11 protein-coding genes and 1 riboswitch are annotated in these 15333 nt (G+C 74.2%); of the genes, 6 read left to right on the forward strand and 5 right to left on the reverse strand.

Annotation, left to right across the window (positions count from 1 at the left end; genetic code table 11):
• Window positions 1-34 precede the first annotated feature (34 nt).
• The 4 genes from ACIQMU_RS12260 to cobN all read right to left on the reverse strand — a co-directional run bounded on the left by ACIQMU_RS12260 (window position 35) and on the right by cobN (window position 7032).
• Window positions 35-541, reverse strand: a complete 507-nt coding sequence (locus ACIQMU_RS12260) for a hypothetical protein (protein WP_352239347.1) — start codon at window positions 539-541, stop codon at window positions 35-37.
• Between the two features lie 212 nt (window positions 542-753).
• A complete protein-coding gene (locus ACIQMU_RS12265) occupies window positions 754-2580 on the reverse strand; it encodes an alpha/beta hydrolase (RefSeq protein ID WP_402688810.1) in 1827 nt (608 codons plus the stop codon).
• 7 nt (window positions 2581-2587) lie between these two features.
• On the reverse strand, window positions 2588-3049 hold the full coding sequence (locus ACIQMU_RS12270; RefSeq protein WP_352239345.1) for a hypothetical protein: 462 nt from the start codon (window positions 3047-3049) through the stop codon (window positions 2588-2590).
• Between the two features lie 377 nt (window positions 3050-3426).
• A complete protein-coding gene (gene cobN / locus ACIQMU_RS12275; RefSeq protein ID WP_352239344.1) occupies window positions 3427-7032 on the reverse strand; it encodes a cobaltochelatase subunit CobN in 3606 nt (1201 codons plus the stop codon).
• Between the two features lie 116 nt (window positions 7033-7148).
• Window positions 7149-7228, reverse strand: a riboswitch (cobalamin riboswitch).
• Window positions 7229-7560: 332 nt separating this feature from the next.
• On the opposite strand from cobN, the gene ACIQMU_RS12280 reads away from it, so the two are divergent.
• From ACIQMU_RS12280 to ACIQMU_RS12290, 3 genes are all read left to right on the forward strand, one after another.
• Window positions 7561-8934 carry a cobalamin biosynthesis protein CobG gene (locus ACIQMU_RS12280; protein WP_402688811.1) on the forward strand — a complete coding sequence of 458 codons (1374 nt, stop codon included), beginning with the start codon at window positions 7561-7563 and terminating at the stop codon, window positions 8932-8934.
• 49 nt (window positions 8935-8983) lie between these two features.
• Complete coding sequence (locus ACIQMU_RS12285) at window positions 8984-9610, forward strand: precorrin-8X methylmutase (RefSeq protein WP_402688812.1); 627 nt, start codon at window positions 8984-8986, stop codon at window positions 9608-9610.
• Window positions 9611-9690: 80 nt separating this feature from the next.
• Window positions 9691-11205, forward strand: a complete 1515-nt coding sequence (locus ACIQMU_RS12290) for a precorrin-2 C(20)-methyltransferase (RefSeq protein WP_352239431.1) — start codon at window positions 9691-9693, stop codon at window positions 11203-11205.
• Here the strand turns inward: ACIQMU_RS12290 and ACIQMU_RS12295 are convergent.
• The gene (locus tag ACIQMU_RS12295) at window positions 11190-11939 is read right to left on the reverse strand and encodes a cobalt-precorrin-6A reductase (protein ID WP_352239341.1); all 750 of its coding nucleotides are present in this window, start codon (window positions 11937-11939) and stop codon (window positions 11190-11192) included. The two genes, ACIQMU_RS12290 and ACIQMU_RS12295, sit on opposite strands and share 16 nt — an antisense overlap.
• A gap of 17 nt (window positions 11940-11956) precedes the next feature.
• Here ACIQMU_RS12295 and ACIQMU_RS12300 point away from each other — a divergent pair, with 17 nt between their 5' ends.
• From ACIQMU_RS12300 to ACIQMU_RS12310, 3 genes are all read left to right on the forward strand, one after another.
• Entirely contained in the window at window positions 11957-13156 is a 1200-nt protein-coding gene (locus ACIQMU_RS12300) for a cobalt-precorrin-5B (C(1))-methyltransferase (protein ID WP_402688813.1), read from the forward strand.
• Between the two features lie 272 nt (window positions 13157-13428).
• Window positions 13429-13899: a TrkA C-terminal domain-containing protein gene (locus ACIQMU_RS12305; RefSeq protein WP_352239339.1), complete on the forward strand. Its 471-nt coding sequence runs from the start codon at window positions 13429-13431 to the stop codon at window positions 13897-13899.
• A gap of 2 nt (window positions 13900-13901) precedes the next feature.
• The gene (locus ACIQMU_RS12310; RefSeq protein WP_402688814.1) at window positions 13902-15254 is read left to right on the forward strand and encodes a cation:proton antiporter; all 1353 of its coding nucleotides are present in this window, start codon (window positions 13902-13904) and stop codon (window positions 15252-15254) included.
• Window positions 15255-15333: the final 79 nt, after the last annotated feature.

The raw sequence follows: 15333 nt of genomic DNA on the forward strand, positions 1-15333 counted from the left end.
CCCGCTGCCGCCGCCCGGGGCGGAAGCCGCCGTCTCAGAACTTCTCCACCTTCGCGCCCTCGGGCACCTCGTAGCACCCGGACGTCGTCGTGATCCCCAGACTGGGCTTCTCCCGGTCGCGGTACTGGACGATCCAGACGCTGACCTTCTTGGCGTCGTTGTCCGCGACCAGGTTGAGGTTCTGGTTCTCGCTGTTGTCCCGGTATTCCCTCTTCAGCACCCAGTCGCCGGTGTTCAGCTTCTTCTTGAGGTTCTCCATCGCCCGGTCGGATTCGGCGGCGGAGCCGGGCTGGAAGTTCCACGGGTGGAACACCCGGAAGAACCGCTCCGGGTCCTTCCCCTCGCACTCCTTGACCCCGGGGCCGGGCTCGGACGCCTTACCGGGCACGCCGGCGTACTGGTAGATCTTGCTGGAGACGGCTTCGAGCGCGTCCGCCGCCTCGTCGGTCGTGGCGACGCCGGCGTACGGCACCTTGGAGGACGCGTCGCCGGAGCCGGTGGTCTCCCCGCCGGGCGAGCTGGGGCTGTCGGAGTCGTTCATGCCACATCCACTGAGGAGAAGAGCGGTCAGGACGAGGCCGGTGGGAACACGGCCCCGGAAGGAGCGGGACCCGGAAGCGCCGGGTTCGGGACGGTGGCGCGCCGCGGCGCGTCCGGTGGTGCGCGATGGTCGGAACAACGGAGATCCTCGGTCGGCTGGGGGGACGCGCACGGATGCGCGGGGGTGCGGAGTGCGGCGGATCCGGTGGACGGTCACTCGGGCGCGGTGACGTCACCGTATTCACCGACGACGACGAGCGCCTGGTTCTTCAGCGCGGTCGAGGACTCGTCCCAGTAGCCGCTGTGCCCTTCCACCCCCTTGGTGCCGCCCGGCCCACCGCCGCCCTCGGCGTCGGTGTTCATCTGGTTGGCGCCGAAGACCTCGTCGCTCGGGATGAGGAAGACGCCGCCGCCCAGACTCCACTGGCTTCCGCCGTGGCCCCAGCGGCCGATGTCGGGGACCTTGTCGCCGTCCGCCTCCTGGTTCCACACGTGTCCCTGGGGGACGTCCATCTCCTCCGCGGACCCGACCTTGACGCCCGGGCTCCCCGCGAGGATCACATCGTCCGCGTTGAGGTCGCCCGTCTGTGCCGCCGCCCCGATCAGGGTGGTGCCGTACGAGTGGCCGACGGCCGTGCGGTGGGGTTCGCCGGGGCCGCTGTGCGATGCCTCCAGGCCGTCCAGGAACTGCCGGTAGGCAGGGGCCCCGTCGTAGGCGTAGTGCTCGAAGGGCGCGTCCTTCACGATGTCCTGCGGCGCGTCGTAGCCGAGCCAGGTGATGGTGGACACCGATCCGCCCGGGGCCGCCTCCTGGGTCTGGCGCCACAGCTGCGTCATCCGGTCGATGTCCCCCTCGACCTTGCTGAGGTTCGCCGTCGTGCCGGGGACGTACACCGCCTGGTGCTCGGCCGTGTCCGGGTTGCCGGTGGCCACGATCGCCCGGCCGTTGCCCTCGGCGCTGAACCCCAGCAGATACGCCTCCGGCAGCCCCCTCTCGCCGGTCTGGTCGAACCGGTTTCGCAGGGCGTCCATTCCCTTGAGCGACGCCTCCAGCCGCCGGTACTGGTCCCCGTGCTTCCTTTCCCACTCCATCCACTCGTCGGTGTGCACCTTGGAGGGGTAGCCGCCCGCGGTGATCCAGGTCCACTCGTTGGCAGGGGGCTTGGGGACAGCGTTCAGCTGGAGCCGGTGTTCGGCCTGCGTCTCGTCGAGCACGACCCGGTTGGCCTCGTCCCTGACGTCGGAGGGGAGGCCGTCGAGCCTGCCCACCAGCGCGGGGTCGAGCGACAGGTACGCCTCCCGCTCCTCCGGGGTGAGGCCCGCCCACCACTCGGCGTTCGCCTTCGCGGTCCCGTCCTTCGGCGGACCGCCGATCGCGTCCAGGTACTCCCTGCCCGCCTCCCGCACGCCGTCCATGTCGGACCGCGTGTCCTTCCAGTCGGAGTCCGAGACGGTGAGGTCGTCGTCCGCCGTCAGCGCGCGGACCTTGGGGGCCCACTTCTCGTCCGCCTCCGTCGCGTCGCGGAGCGCTCCGGCGATCCGGTCGGCGATCTCCTGGGCCGCCGGGGCGTGCGGGTTGGGGTTCAGGTTCGCCGCCTGGCGGCCGACCGCCTGCGCGGTGGGCTCGGTCGCCCCGGCCGTGGAACCGGCCTCGGGCGGCAGTTCGACGCCGTTCTTCGGCTGGGCCGCCGGATAGCCGACACTGCCGTCGGGGCCGACCGTGAACGAGCGGGCCTCGGCGTCGTCGAGCGCCGACAGGAGCTTCCTGCGGGCCGCCGCCATGTCGTGCGCGAACCCGTTCAGGGCCGCGCTCACCAGGCCGCACTGCACCTGCGTGTAGTGGAAGTTGGCCGCGACCCGCTTCAGCTCCGCGATGGCCGCGTCGGCGGCCTCGCCCCGCAGGGACTTCCGGATGCCGGCGGTGACCACGTTCTCCACGTGGTCCTTGGACTTGGCCGCCATGTCACCGGTGGAGCGGTAACCGTTGGCCGCCTCCTCCCACTCGGACGGCTTGAGCTGCTTGAGCGTCGTGAGGTTCACGGACCCGTCACCGTCCCGCGTTCCGGCCGCCGACGGCGGGTGTGTCGGCGTACTCCGTCTTGATCCGGTTCAGCTCCGCCGTCACGGCGTCGTCGGTCAGCAGCAGGTCGTGCCCGGTCTTCTCCAGGACGCCCTGGACGCTGACGCACCGCTTGCCGAGCGCCTTGACGTAGCGGTCCCAGGAGGTGTGCACGGTGCTCTGTGCCCCCGCCGTCAGACAGCCCTCTCCCGAGCCGAGGCCCTTCTGGCCGTCCGCCAGCCGGCTCACCGCCCGGTCGATGTCCTCCCGCAGGGAGCCGATGCCCGCACCGGCGTCGTTCCACGCCTTCTTGGTGGTCTTCACCCCGCCGGTGACGCCGCTGGTGGCCGGGCCGGGGTCGTCACCCGGCGGGTGCTGGTTGAGCCGCATCCCCACGTCCTGGCGTTGGGAGGCGTCCTGCTTCAGCCGCTCCCATTCGTCCCATGCCACCGGCGTTTCCCCCTTGTTCGGCAATCATCCGCGGCAACGTACCAAACCGGGTGCGCATGATCTGTGGAGACGGGTTCACGCCCCGGCGGCAGCGGTACCGGCGGCATCCCCGGCGGCCCGGCGCCGGAGAGGGAGACCCGGACCCGCTCCAGGATCACGCCGGCCACGAGGGCCGCGGCCGCCGCGGTGGCTCCCGACGTGACCGTCAGGCGCGGCCCGCCGAGAGTCCCGCTGACGGCCGAACGCTCTTGCACAGCACGTCCGTCGGCTTCGACGGCGTCCTGATCCGCCTGCCCCTGCCCCGTGGTCCCCGTGACCGTGGTCGTGCCGGACGGGGACGGTCCGGGGCAGGGGGCGGCGGGAGAGATACGACGAGGTCAGTCCTCGCCCTCCAGGTTCCCTTCCGTCTCCAGGTACACCTGGCGCAGCGCGTCCAGCACCGCCGGGTCGGGCTTGGCCCACATGCCGCGCGACTCGGCCTCCAGCAGGCGTTCCGCGATGCCGTGCAGGGCCCAGGGGTTGGCCTCCTGGAGGAACTGCCTGTTCTCCGGGTCGAGTACGTACGTCTCGGTGAGCTTGTCGTACATCCAGTCGGCGACGACGCCGGTCGTGGCGTCGTACCCGAAGAGGTAGTCGACGGTGGCCGCCAGCTCGAACGCGCCCTTGTAGCCGTGGCGGCGCATCGCCTCGATCCACTTGGGGTTGACCACCCGGGCACGGAAGACGCGCGAGGTCTCCTCGACGAGGGTCCGCGTGCGGACGGTCTCGGGGCGGGTGGAGTCCCCGATGTACGCCTCGGGGGCCTTGCCCTTGAGCGCGCGCACGGTGGCCACCATGCCGCCGTGGTACTGGAAGTAGTCGTCGGAGTCCGCGATGTCGTGCTCGCGGGTGTCGGTGTTCTTCGCGGCGACCTCGATGCGCTTGTAGGCGCTCTCCATCTCCTCGCGGGCCGGGCGGCCGTCGAGCTCGCGGCCGTAGGCGTAGCCGCCCCACACCGTGTAGACCTCGGCGAGGTCGGCGTCGGTGCGCCAGTCTCGGGAGTCGATGAGCTGGAGGAGGCCCGCGCCGTAGGTGCCGGGGCGGGAGCCGAAGATGCGGGTGGTGGCCCGGCGTTCGTCGCCGTGCTCGGCCAGGTCGGCCTGGGTGTGCGCCCGTACGTAGTTCCGCTCGGCCGGCTCGTCCAGCGAGGCGGCCAGCCGTACGGCGTCGTCGAGCAGCCCGACCGTGTGCGGGAACGCGTCGCGGAAGAAGCCCGAGATGCGCAGCGTCACGTCGATCCGGGGACGGCCCAGCTCCTCGTACGGGATGGGCTCCAGGCCGGTCACACGGCGCGAGGCGTCGTCCCAGACGGGGCGGATGCCGAGCAGCGCGAACGCCTCCGCGATGTCGTCGCCCGCCGTGCGCATCGCGCTGGTGCCCCAGAGGGACAGGCCGACCGAGGTGGGCCAGTCGCCGTTGTCGGTGCGGTAGCGGGTGAGGAGGGAGTCGGCGAGCGCCTGGCCGGTCTCCCAGGCGAGCTTGGAGGGGACGGCCTTCGGGTCGACGGAGTAGAAGTTGCGGCCGGTGGGGAGGACGTTGACCAGGCCGCGCAGGGGCGATCCGGACGGGCCGGCGGGCACGAAGCCGCCGTTCAACGCGTGCACGGCGTGCGTGAGTTCATCGGTCGTGGCCGCCATGCGCGGGACGACCTCGGTGGCCGCGAAGGTGAGGATGTCGGCGACCGCGTCCGGCAGCCCGGCGGCGACGGACGCCACGGCGGCCGGGTCCCAGTCGGCGTCGTCCATCGCCTGGACGAGCGCGCGGGCCTGCTCCTCGATCGTGTCGGCGGCCGTGCGGGTGGCGGCCGACTCGTCGAGCCCGAGCGCCTCGCGGAGCCCCGGGAGGGATGCCGTACCGCCCCAGATCTGGCGGGCGCGGAGCACGGCGAGGACCAGGTTGACCCGGTCGTTCCCGGCGGGCGGGTTGCCCAGCACGTGCAGGCCGTCGCGGATCTGGACGTCCTTGATCTCGCAGAGCCAGCCGTCGAGATGCATGATGAAGTCGTCGAAGCCCTCGTCCTCCGGCCGGTCCTCCAGGCCGAGGTCGTGGTCGAGCTTCGCGGCCTGGATCAGCGTCCAGATCTGCGCCCGGATAGCGGGCAGCTTCGCCGGGTCCATGGCGGCGATCTGGGCGTGCTCGTCGAGGAGTTGTTCCAGCCGGGCGATGTCGCCGTAGCTGTCGGCGCGGGCCATCGGCGGCACGAGGTGGTCGATCAGCGTGGCGTGGACGCGCCGCTTGGCCTGGGTGCCCTCGCCCGGGTCGTTGACCAGGAAGGGGTAGACCAGCGGCAGGTCACCGAGGGCGGCGTCGGGGCCGCAGGCGGCGGACAGGCCGGCGTTCTTGCCGGGCAGCCACTCCAGGTTCCCGTGCTTGCCGAGGTGGATCATCGCGTCGGCGCCGAAGCCGTTGTCGTCGGCGGAGGCGGCGATCCAGCGGTAGGCGGCCAGGTAGTGGTGCGAGGGCGGCAGATCGGGGTCGTGGTAGATCGCGATCGGGTTCTCGCCGAAGCCGCGCGGCGGCTGGATGAGGATGAGGAGGTTGCCGCGCCGCAGGGCGGCGAGGACGATGTCGCCCTCCGGGTTCGCGGACCGGTCCACGAACATCTCGCCGGGCGCCGGGCCCCAGTGCCGCTCCACCGCGTGGCGCAGCTCCTCGGGGAGCGTGGCGAACCAGCGGCGGTAGTCGGCGGCCGGGATACGGACCGGGTTGCGGGCCAGCTGCTCCTCGGTCAGCCACTCCTGGTCGTGGCCGCCCGCCTCGATCAGCGCGTAGATCAGCTCGTCGCCGTCGCCGGAGACCAGCCCCGGGATGTCCTCCTCGGGCCCGAATTCGTACCCCTCGGCGCGCAGCCGGCGCAGCAGCGCCACGGCACTGGCGGGGGTGTCGAGCCCGACGGCGTTCCCGATGCGGGAGTGCTTGGTCGGGTAGGCGGACAGCACGAGCGCGATCTTCTTCTCGGCGTTCGGGAGGTGCCGCAGCTTCGCGTGCCGTACGGCGATCCCGGCGACCCGGGCCGCCCGCTCGGCGTCGGCGACGTACGCCGGGAGCCCGTCCTCGTCGATCTCCTTGAAGGAGAACGGCACCGTGATCAGGCGGCCGTCGAACTCCGGCACCGCGATCTGGGTGGCCGCGTCCAGCGGGGAGACGCCCTCGTCGTTCTCCTCCCAGGCGCTGCGCGGGCTGGTGAGGCAGAGCGCCTGGAGGACCGGCACGTCGAGCCCGGTCAGCGCGCCCGCGTCCCACGACTCGTCGTCGCCGCCGGCCGACGCCTCGGCGGGCCTGGTGCCGCCCGCCGCGAGGACGGTGGTCACGATGGCGTCGGCGGCGCGGAGGGCGTCGATCAGCTCCGGCTCGGGGGTGCGCAGGGAGGCGACGTACAGCGGGAGCGGGCGGGCGCCCGCGTCCTCGACCGCCGTGCACAGCGCGTCGACGAACTCGGTGTTCCCGCTCATGTGGTGGGCGCGGTAGTAGAGGACGGCGACGGTCGGCGCGCCCTCGGGCAGCTCGCGGGCCTGCCGCTCCAGCGGGCCCCACGCGGGGGCCGGGGCGGGCGGCTCGAAGCCGTGGCCGGTCAGCAGCACGGTGTCGGAGAGGAACCGGGCGAGCTGCTCCAGGTTGGCGGGACCGCCGTGCGCGAGGTAGGCGTGCGCCTCGGCGGCGATGCCGATCGGCACGGTGGAGGCGGCCATCAACTGGGCGTCGGGGGCCTGCTCACCGGTCAGCACGACGACGGGGCGGCCGGTGGCCAGCACCGCGTCCAGGCCCTCCTGCCAGGCCCGTACGCCGCCGAGGAGGCGCACGACGACGAGGTCGACGCCGTCCAGCAGGTCCGGCAGTCCGTCGAGGGAGACGCGGGAGGGGTTGGCGTACCGGTAGCTGACGGGCCCTTCGGATGCGCGGGCGCTCAGGAGGTCGGTGTCGGACGTCGACAGGAGCAGGATCATGCTGCGTCGGCCTTCCTCGGGGTGTCCACGCCCCGGGCGGTGTCGGAGGGGTACCCCGGCACCCGGCGGGAGGGCCGGGCGCCGCGCCCGGTGGGAGACCGGCCGCTCGGGGAAGGGAGTTCCTGACTCGCCCGGCCGGTGGTGGCGGCCGGGCTCACAGTGGCGGGACCGCGCCGGAATCTCACCGGGCTTCCTCCCCTGTCGCCGTCTGGCGATGCGGCGGCCTGAACGGACCGCCGTCTGCATCCTAAGCGGCGGAGGCGGGCGCGGGGCAGGGGGCGGGGGTGCGGTGGTGATCACTGGTGCGGTGGGAGCCGGGCACGGGACGCGCCGCCGACCCGGCCGCCCGGCGCAGGACGGGCCGTCGCCGTCGGCCACCCGGCGCGGGACGGGCGGACGCCCCCGGCCGCCGGTGCGGGACAGGCCGCCCACCCCGGCCGCCCCGGCACGGACCGGGGTGACGCCCCGGCCGCCTGCTGTCCCGCAGGTCACAGGAGCGATCCCGTCGACGGGATCGGCTCGGTCGGTATGCTCGCCGCCATGCCCGATTCCGCCCCCTCGCCCCTTTCCGCGGGCGGCACGCCCTCCCGCAGCGGCGGCGACGCCTGCCCGGGGTCCCTCCGGCTGCACCGGGCCGACGACGGTGCGCTGGCCCGCGTACGCGTCCCCGGCGGTGTCCTGAGCGCGGACGCGGCGGACGCGCTGCTCGCGGTGGCCGACCGCTTCGGGGACGGGGAGCTGCACCTCACCTCGCGGGGCAACGTGCAGCTGCGCGGCCTGGACGCGGAGTGCGGAGGCGGCCCGGCCGAACTGCTCGCCGCCGCCGGGCTGCTGCCCTCCGCCGCCCACGAGCGGGCTCGCAACATCGTGGCCTCGCCCCTCGCCGGACTCGACGGTTCGCCCTCGCTCAGGGGCCGGCTGGCCGCGTTGGACCGGCTGGTGTGCGGGTCGCCCGCCGCCGCCGCGCTCTCCGGCCGCTTCCTCTTCGCCCTCGACGACGGACGCGGTGACGTGGACGCGCTGGGCGCGGATGTGACGCTGATCGCCGAGGGACCGGACGCCGACGCGGTGGGCGGAAGCTGCCTCCTGCGGGTCGGGGCCGCCGACGAGGTGTTCCGGCTGTCCGCCGCCGACGGACCGCGCGCCGCGCTCCTGGCCGCCGAGGCGTTCCTCCGCACCGCCCGGGAGTCCGGCGCGTGGCGGGTGAAGGACCTGCCCGACGCCGTGCGCGCCGCCCTGCCCGGGGAGGTCGCCCGGGTCGTCGGAGCGGCGGCGGACGAGGCCGTGCCCCGGCCCCGGCCGCGTACGGCGGGAGCTCCGGAACCGGGCCCGGTCGCCGCACCGGCCGACGGCGCCGAAGCGACCGCTGCCGCGCGGGCGGGCAGCGGCGCGGACCCGGTCGCCGCCGCACGGGCGATCAGCGTCGGCGTGCCGCTCGGGCGGCTCACCCCCCGCCAGTGGCGGCTGCTCACGGAAACGGCCCGGCGGCACGGGAACGAGCTGCGGCTCACCCCCTGGCGCGGGATCGTCGTCCCCGGCCCCTTCGGACCGGACGGCGCGGCGGCGGCGCTGAGCACGCTGGCGGCGGCCGGACTGATCACCGGACCCGACTCCCCGTGGACCGGCGTCGGCGCCTGCATCGGCCGCCCCGGCTGCGCGAAGTCGCTGGCCGACGTGCGGGCCGAAGCGGGGGCCGCCGTCGGACCGGCCGGGCGGCTCCCTGTGTACTGGTCCGGCTGCGAACGCCGCTGCGGCCACCCCCACGGGGAGTGGATCGACGTGGTCGCCACCTCCGAAGGGCACCGGATCTCCCACGTACGGGGCGAGTTGCGCGATCCCCCGAAGACGGTCCGGGACCACCCGGCCGCGCTGGCGGCGGCGGTGGCCGCTGCCCGTGCCTGAACACCCCTCAGACCTCCTCCCCCTACCGGCAGAAGAAAGCGACAGCACTGTGCACCAGTACGAGAAGGACGGACCGGCGATCTACCGCCAGTCCTTCGCCACCATCCGCGCGGAGGCGGATCTGGCCGGGCTGCCCGCCGACGTGAGCCAGGTCGCCGTCCGGATGATCCACGCCTGCGGCATGGTCGACCTCGTACGCGACCTCGCCTTCTCGCCCGGCGTGGTGGCGGACGCCCGCGCCGCGCTGCGCTCGGGCGCGCCGATCCTGTGCGACGTGGCGATGGTCGCCAGCGGAGTCACCCGCAAGCGGCTGCCCGCCGGCAACGACGTGGTCTGCACGCTGTCCGACCCGTCCGTGCCGGACCTGGCCGCGAGGATGGGCACGACCCGCAGCGCGGCGGCCCTGAAGCTGTGGCGGGACCGGATGGGAGGCGCCGTGGTCGCGGTCGGCAACGCTCCGACCGCCCTGTTCCGGCTGCTGGAGATGATCGAGGAGGGCGCCCCGCGCCCTGCCGCCGTCATCGGCGTCCCGGTCGGCTTCATCGGCGCGGCCGAGTCCAAGGAGGCCCTGGCCGAGCACCCCTCGGGCCTGGAGCACCTGATCGTGCGCGGCCGGCGCGGCGGCAGCGCGATAGCGGCCGCGGCGCTCAACGCCATCGCCAGCGAGGAGGAGTAGTGGCTTCTCCCGTGACCTCTCCAGTGATCTCTCCCGCCTCCACGGTGACCTCTCCCGTGCCCTCCACGGTGGCCTCTCCCGTGGGCCGGCACGAGGGCGGCGGCAAGCTGTACGGCGTCGGGCTCGGCCCCGGCGACCCGGAGCTGATGACCCTGCGGGCCGTCCGGGCCATCGCCGAGGCGGACGTCGTCGCCTACCACAGCGCCCGCCACGGCCGCTCGATCGCCCGGTCGATCGCGGCGGCGCACCTGCGGCCCGACCATGTCGAGGAGGCCCTGGTCTACCCCGTCACGACGGAGACCACGGACCACCCTGGCGGCTACCGGGGCGCGCTGGAGGAGTTCTACGAGAAGGCCGCGGCCCGCCTCGCGGCGCATCTGGACGCGGGCCTCACCGTCGCGGTGCTCGCCGAGGGCGACCCGATGTTCTACGGCTCGTACATGCACATGCACAAGCGCCTGGCCGACCGGTACGCCACCGAGGTCATCCCGGGCGTGACGTCCGTGAGCGCGGCGGCGGCCCGGCTCGGCACCCCCCTCGTCGAGGGCGAGGAGATCCTGACGATCCTGCCCGGCACGCTGCCGGAGGAGGAGCTGACGGCCCGTCTCGCCGCCACGGACACGGCCGTCGTGATGAAGCTGGGGCGGACGTTCCCGGCGGTGCGCGGGGCGTTCGAGGCATCGGGGAGGCTGGCCGAGGCGCGGTATGTGGAGCGGGCGACGATGGCCGGGGAGCGCACCGGCGATCTGGCCGACGTCGACCCGGCGTCCGTCCCGTACTTCTCGGTCGCGGTCCTGCCGAGCCGCGTCGACGCGCCGCGTCCTTCCGGACAGCCGGGCGGCGGGGTCGTGGTCGTGGGCACCGGCCCGGCGGGCCCGCTGTGGCTGACGCCCGAGACGCGCGGAGCACTCGCCGCCGCCGACGACGTGGTCGGCTACACGACCTATCTGGACCGGGTGCCGGTCCGCCCCGGCCAGGCGCGGCACGGCTCGGACAACAAGGTGGAGTCGGAGCGCGCCGAATTCGCCCTGGACCTGGCCCGGCGGGGCCGCCGCGTCGCGGTGGTCTCCGGCGGCGACCCCGGGGTGTTCGCGATGGCGACGGCGGTGCTGGAGGCGGCCTCGCAGGAGGCGTACGCGGACCTCCCCGTACGGGTCCTGCCCGGCGTCACCGCGGCCAACGCCGCGGCGGCCCGCGCGGGTGCGCCGCTCGGCCACGACTACGCCACGATCTCCCTCTCGGACCGGTTGAAGCCGTGGGAGGTCATCGCTGAACGCCTGCGCGCGGCGGCCTCGGCGGACCTGGTGCTGGCCCTGTACAACCCGGGCTCCAAGAGCCGTACGTGGCAGGTGGGCAAGGCCCGCGACCTGCTCCTGGAGCACCGTTCGCCCGGCACTCCGGTGGTGCTGGCCCGGGATGTGGGCGGCCCGGCGGAGAGCGTGCGGACGGTCCGGCTGGCGGACCTGGACCCGGCGGAGGTGGACATGCGGACCCTGCTGATCGTGGGGTCGTCGCAGACTCGCTGGGTACGGAGGGCCGGTGCGGCCGCCGATCAGGGCGTCGTGTGGACGCCGCGCCGCTACCCGGAGGCGTAGAGCCGGCGCGTCCACCGCTCGGCCTCGTCGGGCGTGGCGGCCACCGGCACCCCTCGCGGCACCGGTGGCCGCCGCACCACGACGACCGGAATCCCGGCTTCACGGGCGGCGACGAGCTTGGGGGCGGTGGCGTCCCCGCCGCTGTCCTTCGTCACCAGGACATCGATCCGGTGCCGCCGGATGATCTCCCGCTCCCCCTCCAGGGTGAACGGCCCCCGGTCGAGCAGGACCTCCGTCCGGGCCGGGCAGGGCGGCTCGGGAGCGTCGACGGACCGCACGAGGAACCACAGCTCGTCGAGGCCGGCGAAGGCGGCGAGCCCCATCCGCCCGGTGGTGAGGAAGACCCGTTCGCCGTGGGCGGGCAGCAGCCCGGCGGCCTCGGCCAGCGAACCGGCGGAGTGCCAGCGGTCGCCGTCCTGGGCGACCCAGCCGGGCCGGCGGAGGGCGAGGAGGGGAACATGGGCTTGCGCGGCGGCCTCGGCCGCGTTCCGGCTCATGGTCGCGGCGAAGGGGTGGGTGGCATCGATGAGGGCGTCGACACGGTGTTCCCGCACCCAGGCGGCGAGCCCGCCGGGCCCTCCGAACCCACCGACGCGCACCTCGCCCGGCGGAAACCTGGGCGAGGCGACCCGCCCGGCGAGCGACGTGGTCACCCGGACCCTCTCGTCACCTCCGGCGAGGCGCTCCGCGAGGAGCCGGGCCTCGGTCGTGCCCCCCAGAACAAGAACATGCATCGGAACGGACTCTCTCCATGAACGATGAGGCGCGGGGCACGGACGGTGCGGCCCGGAGCTCGGACGGTGCGGCCCGGAGCACGGACGCCGGGCCGCGGGACACCGGCGCCGAGACCGGGGGCGGTCGCAGTGCCCAACTCAAACACACCGGCCTGCGCGCCGGCTGGACGACCGGCGCCTGTGCGACGGCGGCGACGACGGCCGCGTACACGGCGCTGCTGACCGGCGACTTCCCCGACCCGGTGACCATCCTGCTGCCGAAGGGCCAGACCCCGGCGTTCGCGCTGGCGGTGGAGGAGCTGACGGCGGGGCGGGACGCGGCGACGGCCGGAGTCGTCAAGGACGCCGGCGACGACCCGGACGTGACGCACGGGGCACTGGTGAGGGCGACGGTACGCGGACTGCCGCCCGGCTCCGGCGTCGTGTTCCGGGCCGGCCCGGGCGTGGGCACCGTCACCCTCCCCGGGCTGCCGCTGGAGGTCGGGGAGCCCGCGGTGAACCCGGTCCCGCGCCGGCTGATGCGCGAGCACGTGGAGCGGGTGGCGGCGGAGCACGGCGGGGCCGGGGACGTGGAGATCACGATCTCGGTCGACCACGGCGAGGAGATCGCCCGCTCCACCTGGAACGGCCGCCTCGGCATCCTCGGCGGCCTGTCGATCCTGGGCACGACGGGGGTCGTGGTCCCGTACTCCTGCTCGGCCTGGATCGACTCGATCCGCCGGGGCGTGGACGTGGCGCGGGCGGCGGGCCTGACCCACGTGGCGGGGTGCACGGGCTCGACGTCGGAGAAGACGGTGGTCGCGGAGTACGGCCTGCCGGACATCGCGCTGCTGGACATGGGGGACTTCGCGGGCGCGGTCCTGAAATACGTACGCCGCCATCCCGTCGACCGCCTGACGGTCTGCGGCGGCTTCGCCAAGCTCTCCAAGCTCGCGGCGGGCCACCTGGACCTGCACTCGGCCCGCTCCCAGGTCGACAAACCCTTCCTGGCCGCCCTCGCCCGCGAGGGCGGCGCGGACGAGCTGCTGGCTTCCCGCATCGCCGCCGCCAACACGGGCCTGGAGGCGCTGCGCCTGTGCGAGGCGGCGGGCGTCCCCCTGGGCGACCTGGTGGCCGCCCGCGCCCGCGACGAAGCCCTGGCGGTGCTGCGGGGCGCGCCGGTCGCGGTCGACGTGATCTGCATCGACCGGGCGGGCGTGGTGGTGGGGCGGGGGTAGGGCGCCCGCTACGAGGCCCCGCGCCGCCGCGCACAGAGCGTGCCGACGCGATCACGGTGCCGCGGCCGGGAAGGCGCGGGGTGCCGGCTCCTCCCCCGTACGGGAGCGGTCAGCGGCGATTTTCGGACAGGCGCGCTGGGGCGATCGGCGCGCTCCCGGCCCGTTCGGGCCCACGGCTGCGGGCCCTCGACCGTGGTCATCGCCCGATAAGGTCATGGCCGAATAGCAGATCGCCACGTGCGCGGACACCGCCGCACGCCTTGGAGGAAGTCATGGGAACCCGCCGCACGTCACTGCCCGGAGTGGGTGCTCAGTACGACTTCACGACCGAGACGGGGCAGCACATCTCGGTGGTCGTCCACAACGACGGCCGCCGGTTCATCGGGTTCTACGAACAGGACGACCCCGACGCGTGCCGGCTCTCCGTCCCCCTGACGACATCCGAGGCCACCGCGCTGGCGCACCTCATCGACCCGGCGCCCATCGACGCCGTACGCACCGACGGCATCGACCTCGTCACCGAGCACATCCCGCTCGGGACCCGCTCCCCCTACGGCGGACGGCTGCTGGGCGAGACGCGGGCGCGGACCCGGACCGGGGCGTCCATCGTGGCGGTGCTGCGGACCCACAGCGCGCACCCGTCGCCGGACCCGGATTTTCGACTGGCCATCGGGGACACGCTCGTCGCCGTCGGTACGCGTGAGGGCGTCGACGCGCTCTCCGAGATCATTGCGGAGGGCTGACCGTGCATGACACGACGGCGTTGCTGGTGGAGCTGGGAGCCGTCATCCTCGGGCTGGGGCTCCTCGGGCGGTTCGCGGGCCGGATCGGGCTCTCCCCCATTCCCCTCTACCTCCTCGCCGGTCTGGCGTTCGGCCACGGCGGGCTGATTCCGCTCAAGGCCAGCGAAGAGTTCACCATGGTGGGCGCCGAGATCGGCGTCATCCTGCTCCTTCTGCTGCTGGGCCTGGAGTACAGCGCCTCCGAGCTGGTCACCAGTCTGAAGACGCAGTATCCGTCCGGCGCCGTCGACTTCGCGCTCAACGCGACGCCCGGCGCCGTCGCCGCCCTGATCCTCGGCTGGGGGCCCGTGGGCGCGGTCGCGCTCGCCGGTGTCACCTGGATCTCCTCGTCGGGCGTGATCGCCAAGGTGATGACCGACCTCGGGCGGCTCGGCAACCGGGAGACGCCCGTCGTCCTCGGCGTCCTCGTCATGGAGGACCTGGCGATGGCGGTGTACCTGCCGCTCCTCACCGCCATGCTCGCCGGGGTCGGCCTGGCCGGCGGCAGCCTCGCGCTCGTGATCGCGCTCGGGGCCGTCGGACTCGTCCTCTACCTGGCGCTCCGCCACGGCCGTCTGATCAGCCGCGCGGTCTCCTCGGACAACCCGGAGATGCTGCTCCTGGTCGTCCTCGGCCTCACCGTCCTGGTCGCCGGGGTCGCCCAGCAGCTCCAGGTGTCCGCGGCCGTCGGCGCGTTCCTCGTCGGCATCGCGCTCTCCGGCGAGGTCGCCGAGGGCGCCCGCAAGCTGCTCACCCCGCTGCGGGACCTGTTCGCCGCCGTGTTCTTCGTCTTCTTCGGTCTCTCCACGAACCCCGCCGACATACCGCCGGTGCTGCTGCCCGCCGCCCTGCTGGCCGTCGTCACCGCCCTCACGAAGATCGCCACCGGCTGGTACGCGGCCCGGCGCGCCGGAATCGGCTCGCGCGGTCGCTGGCGGGCGGGCGGCACCCTCGTGGCGCGCGGTGAGTTCTCCATCGTCATCGCCGGCCTGGCCGTGGCCACCGAGCCCCGCATCGGGCCCATCGCCACCGCGTACGTCCTGATCCTCGTCATCCTCGGACCGCTCACCGCCCGGTGGACCCAGCCCGTCGTGGCGAGGATCGAGGCACGGCGCGGGCGCGGGCGCGGCGGCGAGGGCGCGGGCACCGCGCCGGCGGAGCCCGTCGCGAAGCCCATCGCCGAGTTCGTCGCGGGGCCCGTCGCGGAGCCCGTCGCCGAGTTCGTCGCGAAGCCCGTCGCGGAGCCCGCGCCCGAGCGCCTGCTTCCCCAGCACGACGACCTGACCCCGGAACCGGCGGGCGAGACGCGCGAATAGCCGCCTCCCCGCCGCCGTACACGCGGCCCCACGACGAAGCCCCCGGACCCGCCCATCGCACCGTGTCCGGGGGCTTCGT

Source organism: Streptomyces sp. NPDC091649, assembly GCF_044756785.1.
Taxonomy (GTDB): Bacteria; Actinomycetota; Actinomycetes; order Streptomycetales; family Streptomycetaceae; genus Streptomyces.

Bases quoted from the DNA above. Each gene is read 5' to 3' on its own strand.
- cobN (WP_352239344.1), bottom strand. From the start codon at position 7,032: ATGATCCTGCTCCTGTCGACGTCCGACACCGACCTCCTGAGCGCCCGC.
- ACIQMU_RS12305 (WP_352239339.1), top strand. From the start codon at position 13,429: ATGGGAACCCGCCGCACGTCACTGCCCGGAGTGGGTGCTCAGTACGAC.
- ACIQMU_RS12280 (WP_402688811.1), top strand. From the start codon at position 7,561: ATGCTCGCCGCCATGCCCGATTCCGCCCCCTCGCCCCTTTCCGCGGGC.
- ACIQMU_RS12295 (WP_352239341.1), bottom strand. From the start codon at position 11,939: ATGCATGTTCTTGTTCTGGGGGGCACGACCGAGGCCCGGCTCCTCGCG.
- ACIQMU_RS12260 (WP_352239347.1), bottom strand. From the start codon at position 541: ATGAACGACTCCGACAGCCCCAGCTCGCCCGGCGGGGAGACCACCGGC.
- ACIQMU_RS12300 (WP_402688813.1), top strand. From the start codon at position 11,957: ATGAACGATGAGGCGCGGGGCACGGACGGTGCGGCCCGGAGCTCGGAC.